Consider the following 21,709-nt stretch of genomic DNA (forward strand, 5'->3'; position numbering starts at 1 on the left):
ATAGGTCAACCAAAGGGAGCACATCGAACCCGGAGGGATGTTCATCGTGCATATCGCTGACATAACCATGTTCTACGCCCCTGCCAGCGGTGGCGTGCGCACTTATCTGGATGCCAAACACCGTCGTTTGGGCATCAGACCCGGCATTTGCCACAGCCTGCTGATCCCAGGGGCGCATTTGAGTGAACAGGATGGTGTCTATACGGTTCCGGCCCCCGCCCTGCCCTTCGGCAAGGGTTATCGATTCCCCCTCCGTCTCGGGCCGTGGCGCAATGTTCTGCGAGATTTACAGCCCGATCTGATTGAAGTCGGCGACCCTTACCTGACTGCCTGGGCCGCTTTGGACGCCAAGCGGCAACTCGATGTGCCGGTGATCGGCTTTTATCACTCCGACCTGCCGATGCTGGTCAGTAATCGCATGGGCAACTGGGTTACACCCAATGTCGAAGCTTATGTCAGCAAACTCTATGGCAACTTCGACCGGGTTCTGGCACCGAGCCAGGTCATGGCCGACAAACTGATCGGGTTGGGGGTGAAGAACGTTTTCGTACAGCCCTTGGGCGTCGACCTGCAAACGTTCAACCCCAGCGTTCGGGACCCAGGCCTGCGGGCCGAATTGGGCATCGATGAAAACACTCACCTGCTGATCTTCGCCGGCCGTGGCTCCAAGGAAAAAAACCTGCCGGTGCTGCTCAGTTGCATGAAACGCCTGGGTCGTCGCTACCACTTGCTGCTGGTGGGCTCGTCGATGCCGACCCTGGTGCCACGTAATGTCACCGTCCTCAATGAATTCTGCCCGGCAGCGCAAGTCGCGCGCCTGATGGCCAGCGCCGACGCGCTGGTGCATGCCGGCGATCAGGAAACCTTTGGCCTGGTGGTTCTCGAAGCCATGGCCAGTGGCATTCCCGTGGTGGCCGTGGCGGCCGGGGCTTTCCAGGAGATTGTCACCGATCAATGTGGCTTGCTCTGCGCACCGAACAATCCAGTGGCGATGGCCAACACCGTTCGCGAGCTGTTCAGCCAAGGCAGCGCCGCGTTGGGCAAACAAGCCCGCCGACATGTCGAGCAACATTACGCCTGGGACACCGTGGTCCACAGCCTGCTGGGGCATTATCACGCCGTACTCGGCACGCAATGGCCGCAGATCGTCAATGGCTGAGCCCATGAACGCGCCCAGTGTGTTGTTGGTGCTGCACGACGTTGCGCCGCAGACCTGGCCCGATTACCAGGCCTTCGTCGAAGCCGTCGACGCACTGGGCACAGTGCCGATGACCTGGCTGGTGGTGCCGAATTTCCACAAACATAACGAACTTGACGCACATCCGGAGTTTCGACGTTTGCTGAGCCGTCGCGTCGCTCGCGGCGACGAACTGGTACTGCACGGTTACTACCATTGCGATGAAGGGTCGATTCCCACCACTCCCCGAGACTGGTTCATGCGCCGGATCTATACCCATGAAGGCGAGTTCTATGACCTGCCGCCGGACGCCGCCCTCGCCCGCCTGCGCGCGGGAATCGAGGTATTCCATCGCTACAACTGGCCGCTCGAAGGCTTCGTCGCCCCTGCCTGGCTGATGAGCGAAGGCACCCGCCAGGCATTGCGTCAGTTGCCGCTGCGTTACACCAGCGATTCGCAGCACCTGTATCGTTTGCCGGATTTCACCGCGATTGATGCCCCCGGCCTGGTCTGGAGCGCGCGCAGCGCATGGCGCCGCGGCCTGTCGAAAATCGTCAGCGATCAGCGCGAACAGCACTGGCGCCAGGCGCCGGTGATTCGTCTCGGCCTGCACCCGGTGGACATGCGCCATGAGTTCTCGCGTCAGTATTGGCTGCAAGCTCTCAAGCGCTTGCTCGACGAGGGCCGTGTGCCGATGACCAAGGCCGGTTGGTTGAAACTGCAACGCGACCCCGTCGGTCGCGCAGCATGAGCCGGGGAATTCTGCTGGTCATCGCGCTGCTCGCTGCAGTGCTCATCCCGTCGTTGCTGGGCGGCGGCGAGACATGGTCGCGCCTGCAAAGTTTTCCGTTGGAATGGCTGCTGATCATGTTCGGCATGATCCTGCTGTGCTGGGTGATCAACACCTTGCGCTTGCGCCTGTTGCTGGGCGATCAGAGTGACAAGGTGAGCCGCCTGAAAAGCCTCGGGGTGGTGATGTCCGCCGAGTTCGCCTATTGCGCCACTCCCGGTGGCAGCGGCGGCCCGCTGACCATCATGGCCCTGTTGGCGCGTCACGGCGTGCGGCCGGCCAGGGGCAGCGCCGTGTTCGCCATGGACCAATTGAGCGATCTGCTGTTTTTCCTCTGCGCGCTCAGCGCAATTCTGATTTATGCACTGTTCCAGCACCTCAGTCAGCGCCTGGAATGGATGCTGACGGTCAGCGCCATCTCGTTGTTCGGCGGGCTGTTCAGCTGTGTATTGATGGCTCGCTGCCACCGTTCGCTGATTCGCCTGAGTGGTCGGTTGCTCGCCCGTTTCAATGTCAAGGAAGCGACCCGGCTTCGTTGGGCGCGAAAGCTCCTGCACTTCCTGGCGGCGTTCACCGACACACTGAAGTTACCCTTTCAGACGTTGATCACGGTGTTTGCCCTGACCTGCCTGCATTGGGTCTTGCGGTATAGCGTGCTGTATCTGGCGTTGCGCGGGCTGGGCGTGGACTTGCAATGGGCCTGGTGCTTTCTGATCCAGATGCTGTCATTGAGTGCGGGGCAGTTCAGTCTGTTGCCGGGCGGTGCCGGGGCGGCGGAACTGACATCGGCGGCGCTGCTGGCGCCCATGGTGGGGAAATCCACCGCGGCGGCGGCGATTCTGATCTGGCGGACAGTGACTTATTACTTCTATCTGGTGGTCGGTGGCCCGGTGTTTCTGCTGATGCTCGGGCGGCCATTGCTGAAGAAGTTGATGAAGTTCAAGCAAGCCTAAAAAATCGCAGCCTTCGGCAGCTCCTACATTTGGATGGTGTACACCCTGTAGGAGCTGCCGAAGGCTGCGATCTTTTCAGGCGTCCCCGGCTGTATCTTCAGAATCGTCCTGCAACTGCTCCCACAACTCGGCGGCGCCGGGAAACTCCGTGCCGTCTTCGGGGCTCAGGTCGTCCGGATCGTAGCGGCTCAAACAGCCCTCGCCCAATGTGGCGGGCGCCTTGGAAACAGCTTTATCCAGCGGATCGGCCATGGTCATGTCCTCGGAGCAGAAACGGCGAAGGGCCTGAAGCGATTGAACGCCCAGGCCCTTCGGATTTCAACCGTATGGTTGTCAGAACACCACGGTTTTGTTGCCGTGCACCAACACCCGGTCTTCCAGGTGATAACGCAGACCACGGGCCAGCACCATTTTCTCGACGTCACGACCGAAGCGCACCATGTCTTCAATACTGTCGCTGTGGCTGACACGCACCACGTCTTGTTCGATGATCGGACCGGCGTCCAGCTCTTCGGTGACATAGTGGCAAGTGGCACCGATCAACTTCACACCGCGCATCGAAGCCTGATGATACGGCTTGGCGCCAACGAACGACGGCAGGAAGCTGTGGTGAATGTTGATGACTTTGTGGGCATATTCGCTGCATAAGTCGGGTGGCAGAATCTGCATGTAACGGGCAAGTACCACCACTTCGGCGTCGTGCTGTTTGACCAGGCGCGAGACTTCGGCGAAGGCGGGTTCCTTGTCCTGCGGGTTGACCGGTACATGGTAGTAAGGAATACCGTGCCACTCGACCATGCTGCGCAAATCGTCATGGTTGGAAATCACACAGGCGATTTCGCAGTCCAGTTCGTCGCTGTGCCAGCGGTGCAACAAGTCAGCCAGGCAATGGGACTCACGGCTGGCCATCAACACCACGCGCTTCTTCTGCTCGGTGTCGGTGATGCGCCAGTCCATCGAGAACTCTTGGGCAATCGGTGCAAACGCTTCGCGAAAGGCTTCGATACCGAAAGGCAGCGAATCGGCACGAATTTCGTGACGCATGAAGAACCAGCCACTGAGATTGTCCGAGTGATGGCTCGCTTCAGTGATCCAGCCGTTATGTGACGCCAGAAAGTTACTGACTTTAGCAACGATGCCGACGCGGTCCGGGCAAGCAATCACCAGCCGAAAAGTGCGCATGAGGGGGAAACTCCAGAACTTCGCAAAGGCCGCCATTCTAGCGATTGCGCAGCAAAACTGCAGTATTGATGACGCGCGGCCGCCGATTGCGGTCATCGGCACAGGTTCCGGCGGTGCCATACGCCAGTGCAGGGTGCTCTAGTGGCCAGTCTTCAAGAGGTTAACTGTGAATATTTGTGACGCTATTTAACTGCCTCTCCAATGAGTGTCCTATTCACCGCAACTAATTTAAGTAAAACTTCGGTTAAATGTTTACTTGATGAAACACCCTGACTATTATTGTCGCACTGTCACCCTGTCATCCAGCGCCAACATAAGGTAGTCCTCATGTCCTTGATCAACGAATATCGCGCCACCGAAGAAGCTATCAAAGAGCTGCAAGCCCGTTTGAAGAACCTGTCCCAAGACGACAAACTGCAAACCGAGCTGGAATTCGAAGGCAAATTGCGCACCCTGATGGGCGAATACTCCAAATCCCTGCGTGACATCATTGCCCTATTGGATCCAGAGTCCAAAACCAAGGCTCCACGTGGCGGCGCGGTAAAAACTACTGGCACCAAGCGTGCTCGTAAAGTTAAACAATACAAAAACCCGCACAACGGCGAAGTCATCGAAACCAAAGGCGGCAACCACAAGACTCTGAAAGAGTGGAAAGCCAAGTGGGGCGGTGACGTGGTTGAAAGCTGGGCTACCCTGCTGGGCTAAGCCGCAAGCGCGTCGCAGACTGATTTGCGACCAAAAGAACGCCAGCAAATGCTGGCGTTTTTTTATGCCCGGAATTCAATCGCAAGTCATTTTCGTTTTCAAATATTCAAACGTTTGCGTAATGCCTGGACATGATTCTGCCATTCATCCAGAACCTCTTGCTGAAACGATGTAGGACTAATCGTCAATTGGGCGGCAGCTGTCAGAAAACTTTCCAGCGTATTGGGAGCGCCCCACTCCGGTGCGGACAAACGTTGCTGACAGAATATTCGCCAGCGTTCTTGCTCTTCCAGGCTCAACGTATCGGGAAAGTTGCGTGCGCGATAACGAAACAATAATTCTGGCAAACGTTCATCATCGAAAGGCCACTGCTCTTGTGCTAATTGCGCAGGGTCGGCGGCTCTGACTTGCTCACATAGACGCCGATCCCGATCGCCGATAAAACCGTCGTATAACTGTTGCTCGGGGTCCAGGCTCGCGGCGAAATCCTCGCGGGCATAAATTCCCGATACTTTATCTTGCCAAAGTTGTTGTGCGGCACTTAGCCGCAGCGCCCGTTCCTGATAGAGCGCCATGTCCAGCCCCAAACGTTGCTGATCTTCGGGACGAAGTACCGATAACGGCGCCACGACCGGGCACTTGTTGATGTGGATGAGCTTGAGCGGCACCGGCAGTTCGCCTTCGGCCAGATCGTCACGACGGGTATAAAGCCGCTGACGCAAGGTTTCGGTATCCAGATCGAGCAGCCCCTGAGGGTCCAGGTGCAGGTCACAGACAATCAACGCGTTGCGATTGCGTGGATGCCAGGCCAGTGGCAGTACCACGCCGACATAATGGCGGGCCGCCGAAAAGCGCCCGGAAATGTGCACCATCGGCTGCAACAGCCGAATCTGGTCCATCACCTTTTGTTTGCTGCGCAACTGAAACAGCCAGTCATACAACTTCGGCTGTTTTTCACGAATCAGACGCGCCAGGGCGATGGTCGCGCGAACATCCGACAGTGCCTCGTGGGCATTCCCGTGATCGATGCCGTTGGCGGCGGTCAGGCGTTCGAGCTTGAGCGTCACCCGCCCTTCGTCATCCGTGGGCCAGACGAAGCCATCGGGACGCAACGCATAAGCCGCGCGCACGATGTCGATCAGGTCCCAGCGGCTGTTGCCGCCCTGCCACTCCCGTGCGTAGGGGTCGAAAAAGTTTCGATACAGGCTGTAACGGGTCATCTCGTCGTCGAAACGCAGCGTGTTGTACCCCGCCCCACAAGTGCCGGGCATAGCCAGCTGGGCATGAACCCGTGTCATGAAATCGGCTTCGCTCAAACCTTGCTCGGCCAGAAGGCCAGGCGTGATACCGGTGATCGCGCAGGCTGCCGGATGCGGCAGGATGTCGTCACTGGGCTGGCAGTAGAGATTGACCGGCTCGTCTATTTCATTGAGATCGAAGTCGGTGCGAATCCCCGCCACTTGCAACGGACGGTCGCAACGGGGGTTGATGCCAGTGGTTTCGTAGTCGTACCAGAAGATCGAGGTCACGGGTTGTTCCTGAACAGAAGACCGGCGAAGTCTAGGCGCACACAGGCTGCCTCGACCAGAAATGTTGTCATTCAATCACCTCCGGCCGCATACCGTGCAATACATAGTTATGTCGTTTGCCCCCAAGAGGCTGCTAGCATCGGACGGACATCGAATCGCAAACCGGCCACATCAAGGTTGCCCATGCTCGAGACCACGGCACTGCCACGGAAAGCAACGCTGGCCCCGCCACTGGACACGCGGTATCAGGTCGAAACGCCCGAAGGCATCGACTTGCCACTGCGCCCGGCCGGGTTGATGGTCCGTGCGCTGGCGTTCACCATCGACCTGGGCCTGCGCGGGTTGATCCTGGGCCTGCTGTTCATGGTGCTGGCGTTCCTCGGCAAACTTGGCGCGGGGCTTGGCTCGATTTTGCTGTTCGTGGTGAGCTGGTGGTACATGGTGCTGTTCGAGGTGCTCAATCAGGGGCGCTCGCCGGGCAAGCAATGGATGGGACTGCGCGTGGTGCACGACGATGGCACGCCGATCGGCTGGTCCGCGTCCTTGCTGCGTAACCTGCTGCGATTTGTCGACATGTTGCCGTTCGGCTATTTCCTCGGGGCGATCAGTTGCCTGCAACATCCCACCTTCAAACGCCTCGGCGACCTGGCCGCCGGCACGCTGGTGATCTACCGCGAACAACCGCTCACCCGACCGCGGTTGCCCGATGCCCCGCCGCGCCGTGCCGCTTTCGCGCTGACGCTGACCGAGCAACGCGCCATCCTCGGGTTTGCCGAGCGCCAGGGTGAACTCTCCGAGGCGCGGGCAGGCGAACTCGCCTCGATACTCGCGCAACCGCTGCACGTTTCAGCGCCGCAGGCCGTGGCCGAACTCAACGGCATCGCCCGCGGCCTGTTGGGCCCGACATGAAGCAAAGCCTGTTCGAAAGCCGCCACAAGACCGAATGGGAGCAGTTTGCCCTCATGCTCGAACGGCTGGAACGCGGCAAGGAAACCTCGCGAGTCGCCAGCTTCCCCAGCGATTATCGACGGCTCTGCCAACACCTGGCCCTGGCTCAGGAGCGTGGTTACAGCAGCTTTTTGGTCGACTCGTTACAGCAACAAGTGCTGCGCGGGCATCAACAGCTTTATCGGCATCGCAGTTGGCTGAGGGCCAACGTACTGAGCTTCATCCTTGCCGATTTCCCGCGACTGGTGCGCGAGCAATGGCGTTTCGTGCTGGCCGCCAGCCTGATATTTTTTGGCAGCCTGATTGGCATCGGGCTGCTGGTGTATCTGTTCCCGGACCTGGTCTACAACCTGATCCCGGCCGAGCAGGTCAGTGAGATGCAAAGCATGTACGACCCCGTCGCCGGTCATCTGGGGCGCTTGGCAGAACGGGCGGCCAGTGAAGACTGGGAGATGTTCGGTTACTACATCATGCACAACATCGGTATCGCGTTTCAGACCTTCGCCAGCGGTTTGCTGTTTGGCCTGGGCAGCGCGTTTTTCCTGTTCTTCAACGGCTTGATGATCGGTGCGGTGGCCGGGCATCTGACGCACATCGGCTACGGGCAAACCTTCTGGTCATTCGTGATCGGCCATGGAGCCTTCGAACTGAGTGCCATTGCCCTGGCCGGTGCCGCCGGCCTGCAACTGGGCTGGGCGTTGATCGCACCGGGTCGTTTACCCCGTGCCGAAGCCCTGCGAGTGGCGGCGAGCAAGAGCGTGCTGCTGATTTGCGGGGTCATGCTGTTTTTGTTGATTGCAGCCTTTATAGAAGCCTACTGGTCGTCGCGGACCGGAGTCACGCCGCTGACCAAATACCTGGTCGGCGCAGCGCTTTGGGTGTTGGTCGCGACTTATCTGCTGTTTGCCGGACGGACCCGCCATGCGCCTGAGTGACGCCAGTGCGGTGATTCGCCCGCGCACAAACTGGGAAGCCATGGACCTGGGGGTGCTGCTGAGTCAGCGCCATCGACGCCTGTTGATGACCAGTTGGGCGATCGTGACCCTACCGATTTTTACCTTGCTCAGCCTGATGCTGTGGGATTCGCCCTCCCTCGCCCTGTTCCTGTTCTGGTGGCTCAAACCGGCGTTCGATCGACTGCCGCTGTACATCCTGTCCAAAGCCATGTTCGGCGAAACACCCTCGCTGAAACAGGCCCTGCGCCAATGGCCGAGCCTGCTCCCGCCGCAACTGCTGGCCAGCCTGACCTGGCGCCGCCTGAGCCTGAGCCGCAGCTTTCTGATGCCGGTGGTGCAACTCGAAGGCCTGGAAGGCGAAGCACGACAACAGCGTTTGCGCGTGCTGTTGCAGCGCAATGCCGGTGCCGCACAATGGCTGACGATCATCGGTGTGCATCTGGAAACCGCGTTGTGGATCGGCCTGATGGTGCTGTTCTACATGCTCCTGCCACTGCAGGTCGAACTCGACTGGGGCTGGCAGACCTTGATTGCCGCCGCCACACAAGACTGGCGCTGGCTGGAACACCTGACCAATGCTTTTTACGCTTTGGTGCTGGTGGTCTGGGAACCGATTTATGTCGCCTGCGGTTTCAGCCTTTACCTGAACCGGCGCACACGGCTGGAAGCCTGGGACATCGAACTGGTGTTCCGCCGCTTGCGCCAACGCCTGAGCAGCACAGTCATCACGCTGCTGCTGGCCGCGTGTGTACTGGTGCCGACGGGGCAAAGCGTCTGGGCCGCCGAACCGGGCATGTCACCGGACAGCCCGCGTCTGCTGGAGCAACCGCTGACCAGTCAGGCATCCCGAGACAGCATCAAGGCCATCCTCGATCAGCCACCGTTCAAGAACAAGGAAACGGTGACCCGCTATCGGTTTGGCCAAGACAAGCCCAACGACGACACTGCGCACGGTGGTCAAACACCCGCCTGGCTGAAAGCGCTGTTCAGTTTGCTCGACAGCCAGCGTTTCGGCGTGTTGGCCAGCCTGATCGAAGTGGTGCTATGGGGCACGGTGATCGCCGCCATCGGCTTGTTGATCTGGCGTTATCGCGACTGGTTGCAGGCGTTCGTCAGCCGCCGGCCGGCGTTGAACCATAAAGTGACGCGACCATTGCCGCAGCAGGCATTCGGCCTGGACCTCAACCGCGAAACCCTGCCCGCCGATATCGCGGCCAGCGCCGAAGGCCTCTGGCAAACCCACCCGCGTGAAGCCCTTGGCTTGCTCTATCGCGCCTTGCTCAGCCACTTGTTGAACGACTTCAACATGACGCTCAAACCCGCCGACACCGAAGGCGAAGTGCTTCAGCGCGTTGAACAATTGAAGCAACCGGCGTTGCTGGCCTTCAGTAAAAACCTGACCGCACACTGGCAGAACATGGCCTACGGGCATCGCCTGCCACCGGCGCATTTGCAACAGGAACTGTGTGACGGCTGGCGCGCATTGTTCGGCCCCGGAGCGGCCCGTTGAACCGCAGGGCATGGCTGGCGGTCGGCGTGTTCATCGCCGTGCTTCTGGGTGCGTTGGGGGTTTACCTGTATTTCAAGGCCACGCCCTATCAGGTACAAATCGAACACGGCCCGTCCCCTGAAGCCCAGGCCAATCCCTACCTGGCCGCCGAGCATTTTCTGCGCAAACAAGGCCTGACCGTCAGCCACGCCAACAGCCTCGACATCCTGCCGACCCTCGAACCGCGTCAGCACAGTCTGTTGTTGCTCGGCGACCGCTCCAACATGTCGCCGCGCCAGGTGGATCAAGTGTTGAACTGGACCCGGGCCGGTGGGCGCCTGTTATTCGTCGCCGAAGCCCTGTGGGATGAAAAGACCGGCCAGAGCAATGACCTGCTGCTCGACCGGGTGCAGTTGCACCAGTTCCTGAGCAAAGACCTCAAGGACTCGCCTCCCGATCTGCGCGATGATCCCTACCCCAAACTGACCAAGCTCTATCTGGAAAATGAAGAGGCGCCGGCCTACTTCAGCTTCGATACCGCGTTCCACCTCGACGACCCGAAAAACCTCGCCCAGGCCTGGGCCAACAGTGGCAAGGCCACGCACATGATGCAGCTGAACCACGGGCTGGGTTCGATCACCGTGGTCACCGACGCCGACCTCTGGAAAACCCCGGCCATCAACCAGTACGACAACGCCTGGCTGCTGTGGTACCTGACGGCCGACACCGATGTGACCCTGCTGTTCAATACCGAGCACGACAGTCTGCTGACCTTGTTGTGGCGTTACTTTCCCCAAGCCCTGGTGGCCCTGATCGCCTTGATCGCTTTGGGTTTCTGGCACGTTGGCGTGCGCAGCGGCCCGTTGCTGGAGCCGGCCCCAAGGGCGCGTCGGCAACTTCAGGAACACCTGCGCGCCAGCGCCGATTTCATGCTGCGCCGCAGCGGTCAGCACAGCCTGTTGCACGCCTTGCAGCAAGACATCCTGCGTCGTGTCCGCCACCGTCACCCCGGTTTTGAACAACTCGGCGTCGCCGAACAATGGCTGGTGCTCGCACGCCTGACCGGCCACCCCACACGCGCCATCAGCCAGGCCATGAGCCCGCGACCGAAACAGCGGCTGTCCAGCGCTGAATTCAGCCGTCAGGTCGCCCACCTGCAAACCTTGAGGAACGCCTTATGAGTGAACAGATCGAGCCCGGCACCCAGACCCACGCCGCCCAGCAGCGCCAGCGCGCCAGTCAGTTGGCCCAGGCGATAAGAACGGAATTGCAAAAAGCGGTGATCGGCCAGAACACCGTGATCGACGATGTGCTCACCGCCCTGATCGCCGGCGGCCATGTGCTGCTCGAAGGCGTGCCGGGGTTGGGCAAGACGTTGCTGGTGCGCGCCCTCGCCCGTTGCTTCGGTGGCGAATACGCCCGCATTCAGTTCACCCCGGACCTGATGCCCAGCGACGTCACCGGGCACGCGGTGTACGACCTGCAAACCGAGCAATTCAAACTGCGCAAAGGCCCGTTGTTCACCAACCTGCTGCTGGCCRATGAAATCAACCGCGCCCCGGCGAAAACCCAGGCCGCGTTGCTCGAAGCCATGCAGGAACGCCAGGTCACCCTCGAAGGCCGCGCTTTGCCCATCGCGCAACCGTTCATGGTGCTGGCCACGCAGAACCCGATCGAACAGGAAGGCACTTACCCGTTACCCGAAGCCGAGCTCGACCGCTTCATGCTCAAGGTGCGCATGGACTACCCCGAGGCCGAACAGGAATTGGACATGGTGCGCCAGGTCAGCCGCTCGACCCGGGCCGACATGCTCGACGTGCAACCGCTGCGCACCGTGTTGCAAGCCAAGGACGTGCTGGCCTTGCAGCGCATTGCCAGCGATCTGCCGCTGGACGATCAGGTGCTCGATTACGCCGTGCGCCTGGCCCGCACCACCCGCACCTGGCCAGGCCTGACCCTCGGCGCCGGGCCTCGCGCCTCCATCGCCCTGGCACGTTGCGCCCGCGCCCGCGCCTTGTTGCGCGGGGGCGAGTTCGTGATTCCCGACGACATCAAAGGCTGCGCCCTGGCGGTACTGCGCCATCGCGTGCGGATTGCCCCGGAGCTGGACATCGAAGGGCTGGACGTCGATCAGGTTCTCCGGCAACTGCTCGATCAAGTGCCGGCGCCGCGCCTGTGAACCCCTTGATCGAGATCCGCGTGGCCCCGAGAAAAGATCGCAGCCTTCGGCAGCTCCTACGCCGAACGCGGTCCCTTGTAGGAGCTGCCGAAGGCTGCGATCTTTTCAACGGATCACACGGTGTCACGCCATGAAACCCTCGCGCCTGCAGCTGATCTGGCTTGCCATCCTGCTCGCCATCGGCATCGTACTGGGCGCCTTACGGGCGCTGGACATCGACGTCCCATCAAGCCTTTTATCGATCAACTGGGGATTACTGCTAGCCCTGCTGGCCCTGGCGATACTCGACGCCATTCGCCTCAAGCGTTTGCCCTCACCGCGCCTCCAGCGGCAAATGCCCGGCAGCCTGGCACTCGGTCGATGGAGCGAAGTGCGACTGGAGGTCGAGCATAATCTTACCCAGCCACTGAACATTCAGATCTTCGACCACGTACCCGACGGCCTGAGCTTCGAAAACCTGCCCCTGTCGGTCGAACTGCAACCCGGCCAACAGAGCCAGATCGGCTACCGCCTGCGCCCGCTCATGCGCGGCCATTTCAGCTTCGAACACTGCGAAATCAACCTGCCGAGTCCCATGGGTTTGTGGTCAGACAAACGCCTGCTCAACATACCCGACAACACCCGCGTCTACCCCGACTTCGCCCGCCTCTACGGCGGCCAACTGCTGGCGGTGGACAACTGGCTCAGCCAACTCGGCGTACGCCAGCGCCAACGTCGCGGCCTGGGCCTGGAATTCCATCAGCTACGAGAATTCCGTGAAGGCGACAGCCTGCGCCAGATCGACTGGAAAGCCACCGCCCGCCAACGCACACCCATCGCCCGTGAGTACCAGGACGAGCGCGACCAGCAAATCATCTTCATGCTCGACTGTAGCCGCCGCATGCGCAGCCAGGACGGCGAACTCGCGCATTTCGATCACGCCCTCAATGCCTGCCTGCTGCTCAGTTACATCGCGTTGCGCCAGGGCGACGCGGTGGGCTTGAGCACCTTCGCCACTGACCACGCGCATTACCTCGCTCCGGTCAAAGGCAGCGGCCAGCTCAACGTGTTGCTCAACACGGTATATGACCTGAAAAGCACCCAACGCAGCGCCGACTACCAGGCCGCGACCACCCAGTTACTCGCCCGACAAAAACGCCGGGCGCTGGTGGTGCTGGTCACCAACCTGCGGGACGAAGACGATGAAGAATTGCTCACTGCGGTCAAACGCCTGAGCAAACTGCATCGTGTGCTGGTAGCTAGCCTGCGCGAAGACTTGCTCGACAGCCTGCGGCAAACGCCGGTGCAAACGTTGCCGGAGGCGCTGGCCTATTGTGGGACGGTGGATTATTTGAATGACCGGGCGCAGCTCCATGAGCGCTTGAGTGCTCATGGAGTGCCGGTGGTGGATGCTCGGCCTGGGGAGTTGGGGGCCGAGTTGGTGACGGCGTATTTGGGGTGGAAAAAAGCTGGGACGATGTAACGTCGAATCGTATATAAAATCGTCATATCACGATGTCTACATGAATATGACGTGCGAGCACGTACGACAGGCCTTCAATCCGGGTACTTACGAAAACCAATCCCCTGAAAGCTCTATCACAAGGAATCAATCATGGACGAGACAAACCTATTTGCTTCAGTGCTAACGCAGATCAATGAGAACCAACTGGCTTTGGGCGCCGCTATAGAAGAACTATCGAATTGGGTGGCGCAACGAGGGGGTACCGAAGTAGCGGATAACATCCGATGTGCAATGCAAACGATAGATCGAAACCAAGAATTCATCTCTTTGGCACTTATTTCTATCTCCACCGATTTTAAAGAATCACAGGTTCCAAAAAAGAATGCCCCTAATGACTAGCTAACCATCAAGAGTCGCAATTCTCCTCAGTTGTTACCCGATGCCTCTCATCGGGTAACAACTGACGCTCATGGTCAGTAATCTGCTTGTTGTCCTCCTCCCGACTTCTCGAATAGCAGCGCTAACGGCTACAGAATGAAGCGCATCTGCCTACAAGTGTCAGCGACCTGGGCTGATTGTGGGTGCTGTCCGTCCCGACATAAGGTTCTCCTTCCCTCGCTGCCGTCCATTCGTCTACCTCCGAATCGGCGGTAGCTCCAACAAGGAGTTAACCGTGTTAATGCCTCGACCCAATCCACGCAATACCATCCCGCGTTCCCCCTACGGAACCCTCGACTCAAGAAAACTCCAAGAAGCTGCCAACAGGGCTCTAGATCACTATCTAAAACAGGAAAACACTGAGCCGTGTTTTGCCAACGAGCGCCCCACCGAGGAACGATCCATGAAAATGTTCACCGTTGTCCCCGATGCCAATCCCGAAGCCTTGACCATCGAGACCTACGAAACCTTTTCGACGGTCAGCATTCTGCTGCTCGACCTGGCTGAAAGCCTGGACGACAAGCCGCGACATCTGGCCATGGCGATTTATCGGATGAGTGAGTTGGGGTTGATGCTGGTGGAGCGATCGCTAGATAACGAGAAGGCGATTAAAACGACGTAGCGACGAATCCCAGTAGCAGCAGGCTGTGCCAGCTGCTACTGGTTGCGGATTTGTCAGGCTGAAGCAGGCAATGGCTGAAAGCTGAAGTACTGCGTCAACGCCTCCATCAGCTGCCCATACTCCGGCGGTGCCGGTTGCAGGCTGAACCCGGCGTCATAATGGTGGGGCGTGGCGTCTTCATGGCACCACAGACAACACGCCTTCAGGTCAATGACCTGCTGGCAGCCGTCGCTGGCGGGGATTTTCAATCGCAGGTCAAAGTCGACGCCCACCATCATCGGCAACTGGCTGATGAGCATCAGCCCGTCGTTGGACAAGTTGCCCAGAAAGCCGATGGGTTTGTCGGTGACGCTGTTGAACACTTTCAGAAAATACGGCAGTTGATGCCGCTCGATCCGGCGGTCGGTAAACATGCGCAAATGGCCCAGCAAGGCCCTTAAGCAGGGCCGCACTAATGCTTCGGAACGTGCCGGCTCCTTGATAAGCCTGGGCGCGCTCTCCCCGATCCTGGTGCGTCAGCCCTTACAACGCTGACGTTTACTGCAGCCGATCACAGGTATCACCTCGGTTTAGAAGCAGGGTTCTAAAACCGATCCATTCGACTATAGCTCACCACCGCCGGGCGGCCAGCCGTTGCATGACAGCGGCCATCAGAACTGCGTCGGGCGCACGGCCGCCGCGCTGCGCGTCGGGTAATGGCCCAGGCTCTGCAAGGTTTCCAGACGGGCACGGGCGCGGTAGGCGTATTCGCTTTGCGGGTACGAGGCGATAATGAATTGATAAGTCTGCGCCGCATCGATGAACAGCTTCTGCCGCTCCAGGCACTGGCCGCGCATCATCGACACTTCCGGCTGTATGTAGCGACGGGAGCGACTGTCACGATCGACCTTGGACAGTTCGAGCATCACCTGCTCGCAGTTGCCGCGTTCGTAGGCGCTGTAGGCATTGTTCAAATGATGGTCCATCGACCAACGGGTGCAGCCCGTGACGCTGAGGACGCTGAGGGCAAGGGCGGCAATGGGCACGAATCGCATGGGGAATCTCCTGTCTTGCGCTCTGTATCGACCCGTTGGCGGAAATCTTCAGAACCGTTTACGCCGATTGTCGCGTTCAATAAAGAAAGCAATAAGTAGTGCAAACGAACAATGACTACACCCAAAGACCATAGTAGCCTCTGCTAGCGCTTGAACTCAGGAGTCTTTGCATGTCCGTCCGTCGTACCAAAATCGTCGCTACCCTTGGCCCGGCCAGTAACTCGCCGGAAGTTCTCGAACAGCTGATTCTGGCTGGCCTGGACGTCGCCCGCCTGAACTTCTCCCACGGCACCCCCGACGAGCACAAGGCTCGCGCGAAGCTGGTGCGTGACCTCGCTGCCAAGCACGGCCGCTTCGTCGCCCTGCTGGGTGACCTGCAAGGCCCGAAAATCCGTATCGCCAAATTCGCCAACAAGCGGATCGAGCTGAAGATCGGTGATCAATTCACCTTCTCCACCAGCCATCCACTGACCGAAGGCAACCAGCAAGTGGTCGGCATCGACTACCCGGACCTGGTGAAAGACTGCGGCGTGGGCGACGAGCTGCTGCTCGACGACGGCCGCGTGGTGATGCGCGTCGATACCGCCACCGCCACCGAACTGAATTGCACCGTGACCATCGGCGGCCCGCTGTCGGACCATAAAGGCATCAACCGTCGCGGTGGTGGCCTGACGGCGCCGGCCCTGACCGAGAAAGACAAGGCCGACATCAAGCTCGCCGCCGAAATGGAAGTCGACTACCTCGCCGTGTCCTTCCCGCGTGACGCCGCCGACATGGAATACGCCCGTCAACTGCGCGACGAAGCCGGCGGCACTGCCTGGCTGGTGGCGAAGATCGAACGCGCCGAAGCCGTGGCCGACGACGAAACCCTCGACGGCCTGATCAAGGCCTCCGACGCGGTGATGGTGGCCCGTGGTGACCTGGGCGTGGAAATCGGCGACGCCGAGCTTGTGGGCATTCAGAAGAAAATCATTCTGCACGCACGCCGCCACAACAAGGCCGTGATCGTCGCGACCCAGATGATGGAGTCGATGATCCAGAACCCGATGCCGACCCGCGCCGAAGTATCCGACGTAGCCAACGCCGTGCTCGACTACACCGACGCCGTGATGTTGTCGGCCGAAAGTGCTGCTGGCCTGTACCCGCTGGAAGCGGTGCAAGCCATGGCGCGCATCTGCATCGGCGCTGAAAAGCACCCGACCAGCAAGACCTCCAGCCACCGCATCGGCAAGGAATTCGAGCGCTGCGACGAGAGCATCGCGCTGGCAACCATGTACACCGCCAACCACTTCCCAGGCGTGAAAGCGATCATCGCGCTGACCGAAAGCGGCTACACCCCGCTGATCATGTCGCGTATCCGCTCGTCGGTGCCGATTTACGCGTTCACCCCGCACCGCGAAGCCCAGGCCCGCGCAGCGATGTTCCGTGGCGTGTACACCGTTCCGTTCGACCCGGCCTCGCTGGCACCAAACGAAGTCAGCCAGAAAGCCATCGACGAGCTGGTCAAGCGCGGCGTCGTACAGAAAGGTGACTGGGTGATCCTGACCAAGGGCGACAGCTACCACACCACCGGCGGTACCAACGGCATGAAGATCCTGCACGTGGGCGACCCGCAGGTCTGAGTGACCGATTGCTGAAAAACAAAAGCCCCGCCATGTGAATGGCGGGGCTTTTTTTCGTCTGTGGTGATCGTTCCCACGCGCAGCAAAGGAATGCAGCCCGGGACGCTCTGCGTCCCAAAAGCCGAACGCGGAGCGTCCGTTGAGGCATTCCCACGCAGAGCGTGGGAACGATCGGTTAGTGTTTGCTGATAAACGCTGACAACGCCGCCATCGCTTCCGGCGAGCGCAACCGCTGGGTGAACAACGCGCCCTCTTCTATGACCTGGCGCAGCTGTTCCCGGTCCGGCGCTTCCTCAGGATCGCTGTCGGCAAGTCGTAACCCCTCCGCCAGTTGGCTGTACATGGCGCGGGTCAGGGCGTTTTTCTTTTCCGGGCGGTTGAGGCGCAGGGTCAGTAAACCGCGCTCACGCTCAAACTGGATGACGTCGGGCATGGCGTGTCCTGATCTGAGAGGATCAACTGTGGCGAGGGAGCATGCTCCCGCTTGACCGGGCTGGCGCTCCAGTGCGCAGCGCTCACAAACTTTTGGGGCCGCTACGCAGCCCAGCGGGAGCAAGCTCCCTCGCCACAAAAATCAGCGCTCAACCATGGGGGACAAAGACATCCGCCAGCAGTTGATTGCGCGGCAAACCCGCCAGGTACAGGCGCCGGGCAAAGGCGTCGACGCTGTCGGGTGCTCCGCAGACTAAGGCCAGGGTTTGCCGGGAAACAAGGCGCAGTTGCGCCAAAGCCGCGGGCAACTCGGCCGCCGTCCACAGCTCGATGCTGAGGTTTTCACGGCCCTCGGCCATGGCTTGCAGGGGTTTGGCCAGATAATGCTCACCGGCATCATGGGCCAGGTGAATAACGCGGATGGCACCTTGGTGATCCTGACGCAACGCTTCGCGCAGAATACCGAACAACGGCCCCAGACCGGTGCCGGCCGCCAGCAACCACAGCGGTCGGGTGTGCCAGCCCGAGTCGTAATGCAGCGCCCCGCCGCGCAACTCGCCGAGGCGGATCGGGTCGCCGATTTTCAAGCGCCGCGCCGCATCACTGAATTCCCCCGGTTGGCGGCAATCGAGGTGGAACTCCAGAAAACGGTCTTCCTCCGGCAGGCTGGCCAGGGAATATGGCCGCGCCACCTGCCCCGCCCACAACACCAGATGCTGCCCCGCCTGATAGCGCAACGGGCGCTCGCTGGTCAGGCGCAAGCGCAACACGCTGGCGCTCAGCCAATCGCTGGCGACCACTTGCGCGGCAAGACCATCGCGCAGCGGGTCAAAAGTTTCGACTTGCAGATCGTCAACCACCTGGCACTGACAGGCCAACCGCCAGCCCTGTTGGCGCTGTTCATTGCTCAAGGCATCGGGACGGCTGTCGCTGGGCAGGCCCTCGACACATTTGACCAGGCACGCGTGGCAACTACCGGCGCGGCAGCTGTAGGGCACCGGCACGCCGTTTTGATTGAGGGCATCGAGCAGGTTACTGCCCGCCTCCACTGCCCATTGGCGTTCGCCGACCCGTAACTCAGGCATCGACATTCTCCCAGGCGGCCGCGCAACGGTTACGGCCGTCACGCTTGGCGCGGTACAGCGCCTGATCGGCGCAGTGCAAGGCACGATCCAGATCGTCACCCAATTCCAATAAGGTCATGCCCGCCGACAGGCTGAGATGGGCGATCTCCAGGCCGACCAATTCGACATCCATGAAGGCTATGCGCAAGCGCTCGCAACAGGCCGTCAGGCGCTCGGCATCGCAATCGGGCAACAGCACCACGAATTCTTCACCGCCATAACGGGCCAGAATATCGCCATCGCGCAGGCAGGCCGTGGCCACTCCGGCGAACGCTTGCAGCACCTGATCGCCGGCGGCGTGGCCGTGAACATCGTTGATGCGTTTGAAGTGGTCGAGGTCGATCAGCGCCAGGCCATGCACCACACCGACTTCCATGGCGTTCAGCTCGCGGGAGGCCAGGCGCAGGAAATGCCGGCGGTTGAACAGCCCGGTGAGTTCGTCGGTCGCCACCAGGCCTTCGAGCTGGCGCATCATCCCGCGCAGGGTGTCCTGATGCGCCTGCAAGGCGAACCGCCGCTGCCGCATACGCTGGCGCGACACCTGGACGTAACGGGCATAGAGCACCAGCCAGCCGAGTACCACAAACAGCACGCACACCTGCAACAGGGCTTGCGTGGGGTCGTGCAGCTTGAAGTGGTAAAGCCCCCATAACGTGATGGCGCTGAAACTGAAGAACACCAGCAACGCGCAACGCACAAAAGCAATACGCGACAGATGAAACAGCCCGAACAACAGGATCAGCAGGTAAAACACCAGAAACGCACCGCGGGCCTCGTCCAGATGGGCGATCAGCCAGGATTGCCAACCCAGCCCCAGCAGTATTTGCACTTCGGTCAGGCTGGGGTCGGAACAGCGCAGGTTCGTGCCGCTGTAAAACACCGCGAACAACACGGCCTGGCTGAACACCGTCAACACGCTGCCGATCACCATGCCGGCAAGGGAGTCGTCGTAATGGCCGGTGAAAAACGCCAGCCACACCAGCAGCAAGGCCAGGGCATAAGTGCCGGCCGCAAGGGCAAAGCGTTTGAGCAAAAGCCGCTGGATGGCGTTATGGGTCAATCGTTGATTCACCGTGCGAAAGGAGGCTGATCGAGTGTCCTACTCTACAGGCCGGATGCCACTTTAGTGGCGAGTCTGATAAATGACCATTCAATTTTTGGGGCGAAATTCTGGCGTCAGAACGATGACTGACTTCCCCCGGTAGGAGCAGCCTTCGGCAGCTCCTACAAATGTATGCGCCATGACCAACTACCGGGCGCGCCAGCCAATACCGACCTATGCGACCAACGTTTGACTGTCAACGGATGTACCCGCCTTTGATGCGCGGTATACTGCCGCGCCTTTTTAGCGTCGCGCCAGCATGCCCGGCGTGCCTTGAAAGGTGTCTGCGACCGACCGATGCACCCAAGCCGCAGGCACCTTATTGAATGTTCCCGTCTTTTAGAGGAGCGCGACTCGATGACCGTGATCAAGCAAGACGACCTGATTCAGAGCGTTGCTGACGCCCTGCAATTCATTTCTTACTACCACCCCGTGGATTTCATCCAGGCGATGCACGAGGCCTACCTGCGTGAAGAATCGCCGGCAGCCCGCGATTCCATCGCGCAAATCCTGATCAACTCGCGCATGTGCGCCACCGGCCACCGCCCGATCTGCCAGGACACCGGCATCGTCACCGTGTTCGTGCGCGTAGGCATGGACGTACGTTGGGATGGCGCCACCATGGGCCTGGACGACATGATCAACGAAGGTGTGCGCCGGGCTTACAACCTGCCGGAAAACGTCCTGCGTGCCTCGATCCTCGCCGACCCGGCGGGCGCTCGTAAAAACACCAAGGACAACACCCCGGCCGTTATCCACTACTCCATCGTTCCGGGTAACACCGTGGAAGTGGACGTGGCGGCCAAGGGCGGCGGTTCCGAGAACAAGTCGAAGATGGCCATGCTCAACCCGTCCGACTCGATCGTCGACTGGGTTTTGAAAACCGTTCCGGAAATGGGCGCCGGCTGGTGCCCACCGGGCATGCTCGGCATTGGCATCGGCGGYACCGCCGAGAAAGCCGCCGTGATGGCCAAGGAAGTGTTGATGGAATCCATCGACATTCACGAACTGAAAGCGCGCGGCCCGCAGAACCGTATCGAAGAGATGCGTCTGGAGTTGTTCGAGAAGGTCAACCAACTGGGCATCGGCGCCCAGGGCCTCGGTGGCCTGACCACCGTGCTCGACGTGAAGATCATGGATTACCCGACCCACGCCGCCTCCCTGCCGGTGTGCATGATCCCGAACTGCGCCGCCACCCGTCACGCGCACTTCGTGCTCGACGGTTCCGGCCCGGCCTCGCTGGAAGCGCCACCTTTGGACGCCTACCCGGAAATCGTCTGGGAAGCCGGCCCGTCGGCCCGTCGCGTCAACCTCGACACCCTGACCCCGGAAGAAGTGCAGAGCTGGAAGCCGGGCGAAACCGTCCTGCTCAACGGCAAGATGCTTACCGGTCGCGACGCGGCGCACAAGCGTATGGTCGAGATGCTGAACAAGGGCGAAACCCTGCCGGTGGACCTGAAAGGTCGCTTCATCTACTACGTCGGGCCGGTTGATCCGGTGCGCGAAGAAGTGGTGGGCCCTGCCGGTCCGACCACCGCGACGCGGATGGACAAGTTCACCCGTCAGATCCTCGAGCAAACCGGCCTGTTGGGCATGATCGGCAAATCCGAGCGCGGCCCTACCGCGATCGAAGCGATCAAGGACCACAAGGCCGTTTACCTGATGGCAGTGGGCGGCGCGGCTTACCTGGTGGCGCAAGCGATCAAGAAATCCCGCGTGGTGGCGTTCGCCGAACTGGGGATGGAAGCGATCTACGAGTTCGACGTGAAAGACATGCCGGTCACTGTGGCGGTTGATAGCAAGGGTGAGTCGGTACACATCACCGGGCCTGCGATCTGGCAGCAGAAGATCAGCGAAAGCCTGGCGGTAGAAGTGCAGTAAGTACTACGTCCTGCCCGTACGGCCGGTTCATCGATACTGATGACCCGGCCGTTTTTTATMCAGCGCTTCAACTATTTTCGTTATAGAAAAACTTTCAGTTCA

The 21,709-nt window shown here is 60.3% G+C and carries 21 protein-coding genes and 1 pseudogene; 14 read left to right on the top strand and 8 right to left on the bottom strand.

The genetic code is table 11. The features are described 5' to 3' along the window. The first annotated feature begins 37 nt into the window (after positions 1–37). The 3 genes from AC1D2Q_RS13045 to AC1D2Q_RS13055 are packed head-to-tail and all read left to right on the top strand — an operon-like array spanning position 38 to position 2,920. A complete protein-coding gene (locus AC1D2Q_RS13045) occupies positions 38–1,159 on the top strand; it encodes a glycosyltransferase family 4 protein (protein ID WP_477813430.1) in 1,122 nt (373 codons plus the stop codon). Next, a complete protein-coding gene (locus tag AC1D2Q_RS13050) occupies positions 1,152–1,928 on the top strand; it encodes a DUF2334 domain-containing protein (protein WP_477813431.1) in 777 nt (258 codons plus the stop codon). The genes AC1D2Q_RS13045 and AC1D2Q_RS13050 overlap by 8 nt, the downstream gene beginning before the upstream one ends. Continuing rightward, entirely contained in the window at positions 1,925–2,920 is a 996-nt protein-coding gene (locus AC1D2Q_RS13055; RefSeq protein ID WP_305409995.1) for a lysylphosphatidylglycerol synthase transmembrane domain-containing protein, read from the top strand. Before AC1D2Q_RS13050 ends, AC1D2Q_RS13055 begins: the two co-directional genes overlap by 4 nt. 75 nt (positions 2,921–2,995) lie before the next feature. Here AC1D2Q_RS13055 and AC1D2Q_RS13060 read toward each other — a convergent pair whose 3' ends face one another. Next, complete coding sequence (locus AC1D2Q_RS13060) at positions 2,996–3,172, bottom strand: hypothetical protein (RefSeq protein WP_477813432.1); 177 nt, start codon at positions 3,170–3,172, stop codon at positions 2,996–2,998. Positions 3,173–3,253: 81 nt separating this feature from the next. Beyond that, complete coding sequence (gene purU / locus AC1D2Q_RS13065) at positions 3,254–4,102, bottom strand: formyltetrahydrofolate deformylase (RefSeq protein ID WP_305409997.1); 849 nt, start codon at positions 4,100–4,102, stop codon at positions 3,254–3,256. A 327-nt stretch (positions 4,103–4,429) separates the two neighbouring features. On the opposite strand from purU, the gene mvaT reads away from it, so the two are divergent. Next, positions 4,430–4,807, top strand: a complete 378-nt coding sequence (gene mvaT / locus AC1D2Q_RS13070; RefSeq protein ID WP_007903853.1) for a histone-like nucleoid-structuring protein MvaT — start codon at positions 4,430–4,432, stop codon at positions 4,805–4,807. Between the two features lie 98 nt (positions 4,808–4,905). On the opposite strand, the gene sbcB is transcribed toward mvaT, so the two are convergent. After that, a complete protein-coding gene (sbcB, locus tag AC1D2Q_RS13075) occupies positions 4,906–6,336 on the bottom strand; it encodes an exodeoxyribonuclease I (RefSeq protein WP_477813433.1) in 1,431 nt (476 codons plus the stop codon). Between the two features lie 183 nt (positions 6,337–6,519). Here sbcB and AC1D2Q_RS13080 point away from each other — a divergent pair, with 183 nt between their 5' ends. From AC1D2Q_RS13080 to AC1D2Q_RS13115, 8 genes are all read left to right on the top strand, one after another. After that, positions 6,520–7,245 carry an RDD family protein gene (locus tag AC1D2Q_RS13080; protein ID WP_477813434.1) on the top strand — a complete coding sequence of 242 codons (726 nt, stop codon included), beginning with the start codon at positions 6,520–6,522 and terminating at the stop codon, positions 7,243–7,245. After that, positions 7,242–8,219 (top strand): stage II sporulation protein M, encoded by a 978-nt coding sequence (locus AC1D2Q_RS13085; RefSeq protein WP_477813435.1) that lies wholly within the window; start codon positions 7,242–7,244, stop codon positions 8,217–8,219. Before AC1D2Q_RS13080 ends, AC1D2Q_RS13085 begins: the two co-directional genes overlap by 4 nt. After that, positions 8,206–9,750, top strand: a complete 1,545-nt coding sequence (locus tag AC1D2Q_RS13090) for a DUF4129 domain-containing protein (RefSeq protein WP_477813436.1) — start codon at positions 8,206–8,208, stop codon at positions 9,748–9,750. The genes AC1D2Q_RS13085 and AC1D2Q_RS13090 overlap by 14 nt, the downstream gene beginning before the upstream one ends. After that, positions 9,747–10,910 (top strand): DUF4350 domain-containing protein, encoded by a 1,164-nt coding sequence (locus AC1D2Q_RS13095; protein ID WP_477813437.1) that lies wholly within the window; start codon positions 9,747–9,749, stop codon positions 10,908–10,910. Before AC1D2Q_RS13090 ends, AC1D2Q_RS13095 begins: the two co-directional genes overlap by 4 nt. Beyond that, a complete protein-coding gene (locus AC1D2Q_RS13100) occupies positions 10,907–11,908 on the top strand; it encodes an AAA family ATPase (protein WP_477813438.1) in 1,002 nt (333 codons plus the stop codon). Before AC1D2Q_RS13095 ends, AC1D2Q_RS13100 begins: the two co-directional genes overlap by 4 nt. Before the next feature lie 130 nt (positions 11,909–12,038). Next, positions 12,039–13,370 (top strand): DUF58 domain-containing protein, encoded by a 1,332-nt coding sequence (locus AC1D2Q_RS13105; RefSeq protein ID WP_477813439.1) that lies wholly within the window; start codon positions 12,039–12,041, stop codon positions 13,368–13,370. A 132-nt stretch (positions 13,371–13,502) separates the two neighbouring features. Further along, positions 13,503–13,751: a hypothetical protein gene (locus AC1D2Q_RS13110; protein ID WP_019581504.1), complete on the top strand. Its 249-nt coding sequence runs from the start codon at positions 13,503–13,505 to the stop codon at positions 13,749–13,751. A gap of 280 nt (positions 13,752–14,031) precedes the next feature. Next, positions 14,032–14,412, top strand: a complete 381-nt coding sequence (locus AC1D2Q_RS13115; RefSeq protein ID WP_081625771.1) for a DUF6124 family protein — start codon at positions 14,032–14,034, stop codon at positions 14,410–14,412. A 53-nt stretch (positions 14,413–14,465) separates the two neighbouring features. Here the strand turns inward: AC1D2Q_RS13115 and AC1D2Q_RS13120 are convergent, their stop codons facing one another. Beyond that, positions 14,466–14,825 (bottom strand): PilZ domain-containing protein, encoded by a 360-nt coding sequence (locus AC1D2Q_RS13120; RefSeq protein ID WP_028939423.1) that lies wholly within the window; start codon positions 14,823–14,825, stop codon positions 14,466–14,468. A gap of 237 nt (positions 14,826–15,062) precedes the next feature. Continuing rightward, positions 15,063–15,446 carry a tetratricopeptide repeat protein gene (locus AC1D2Q_RS13125; RefSeq protein ID WP_477813440.1) on the bottom strand — a complete coding sequence of 128 codons (384 nt, stop codon included), beginning with the start codon at positions 15,444–15,446 and terminating at the stop codon, positions 15,063–15,065. A gap of 170 nt (positions 15,447–15,616) precedes the next feature. Between AC1D2Q_RS13125 and pyk the strand changes: the two genes are divergently transcribed. Beyond that, entirely contained in the window at positions 15,617–17,068 is a 1,452-nt protein-coding gene (gene pyk / locus AC1D2Q_RS13130) for a pyruvate kinase (protein ID WP_018926537.1), read from the top strand. A 292-nt stretch (positions 17,069–17,360) separates the two neighbouring features. Here the strand turns inward: pyk and AC1D2Q_RS13135 are convergent. The 3 genes and pseudogenes from AC1D2Q_RS13135 to AC1D2Q_RS13145 all read right to left on the bottom strand — a co-directional run. Further along, positions 17,361–17,501 (bottom strand): annotated as a pseudogene (locus tag AC1D2Q_RS13135) (enoyl-CoA hydratase); the annotation flags it as partial. Positions 17,502–17,649: 148 nt separating this feature from the next. Next, on the bottom strand, positions 17,650–18,585 hold the full coding sequence (locus tag AC1D2Q_RS13140; protein ID WP_477813441.1) for an iron-sulfur-binding ferredoxin reductase: 936 nt from the start codon (positions 18,583–18,585) through the stop codon (positions 17,650–17,652). Continuing rightward, a complete protein-coding gene (locus AC1D2Q_RS13145) occupies positions 18,578–19,684 on the bottom strand; it encodes a GGDEF domain-containing protein (RefSeq protein ID WP_477813442.1) in 1,107 nt (368 codons plus the stop codon). Before AC1D2Q_RS13145 ends, AC1D2Q_RS13140 begins: the two co-directional genes overlap by 8 nt. Before the next feature lie 399 nt (positions 19,685–20,083). Here AC1D2Q_RS13145 and AC1D2Q_RS13150 point away from each other — a divergent pair, with 399 nt between their 5' ends. Next, positions 20,084–21,607 (top strand): fumarate hydratase, encoded by a 1,524-nt coding sequence (locus AC1D2Q_RS13150; RefSeq protein WP_205889510.1) that lies wholly within the window; start codon positions 20,084–20,086, stop codon positions 21,605–21,607. Positions 21,608–21,709 lie beyond the last annotated feature (102 nt).

It is taken from the genome of Pseudomonas sp. P1_A1, from assembly GCF_056406935.1.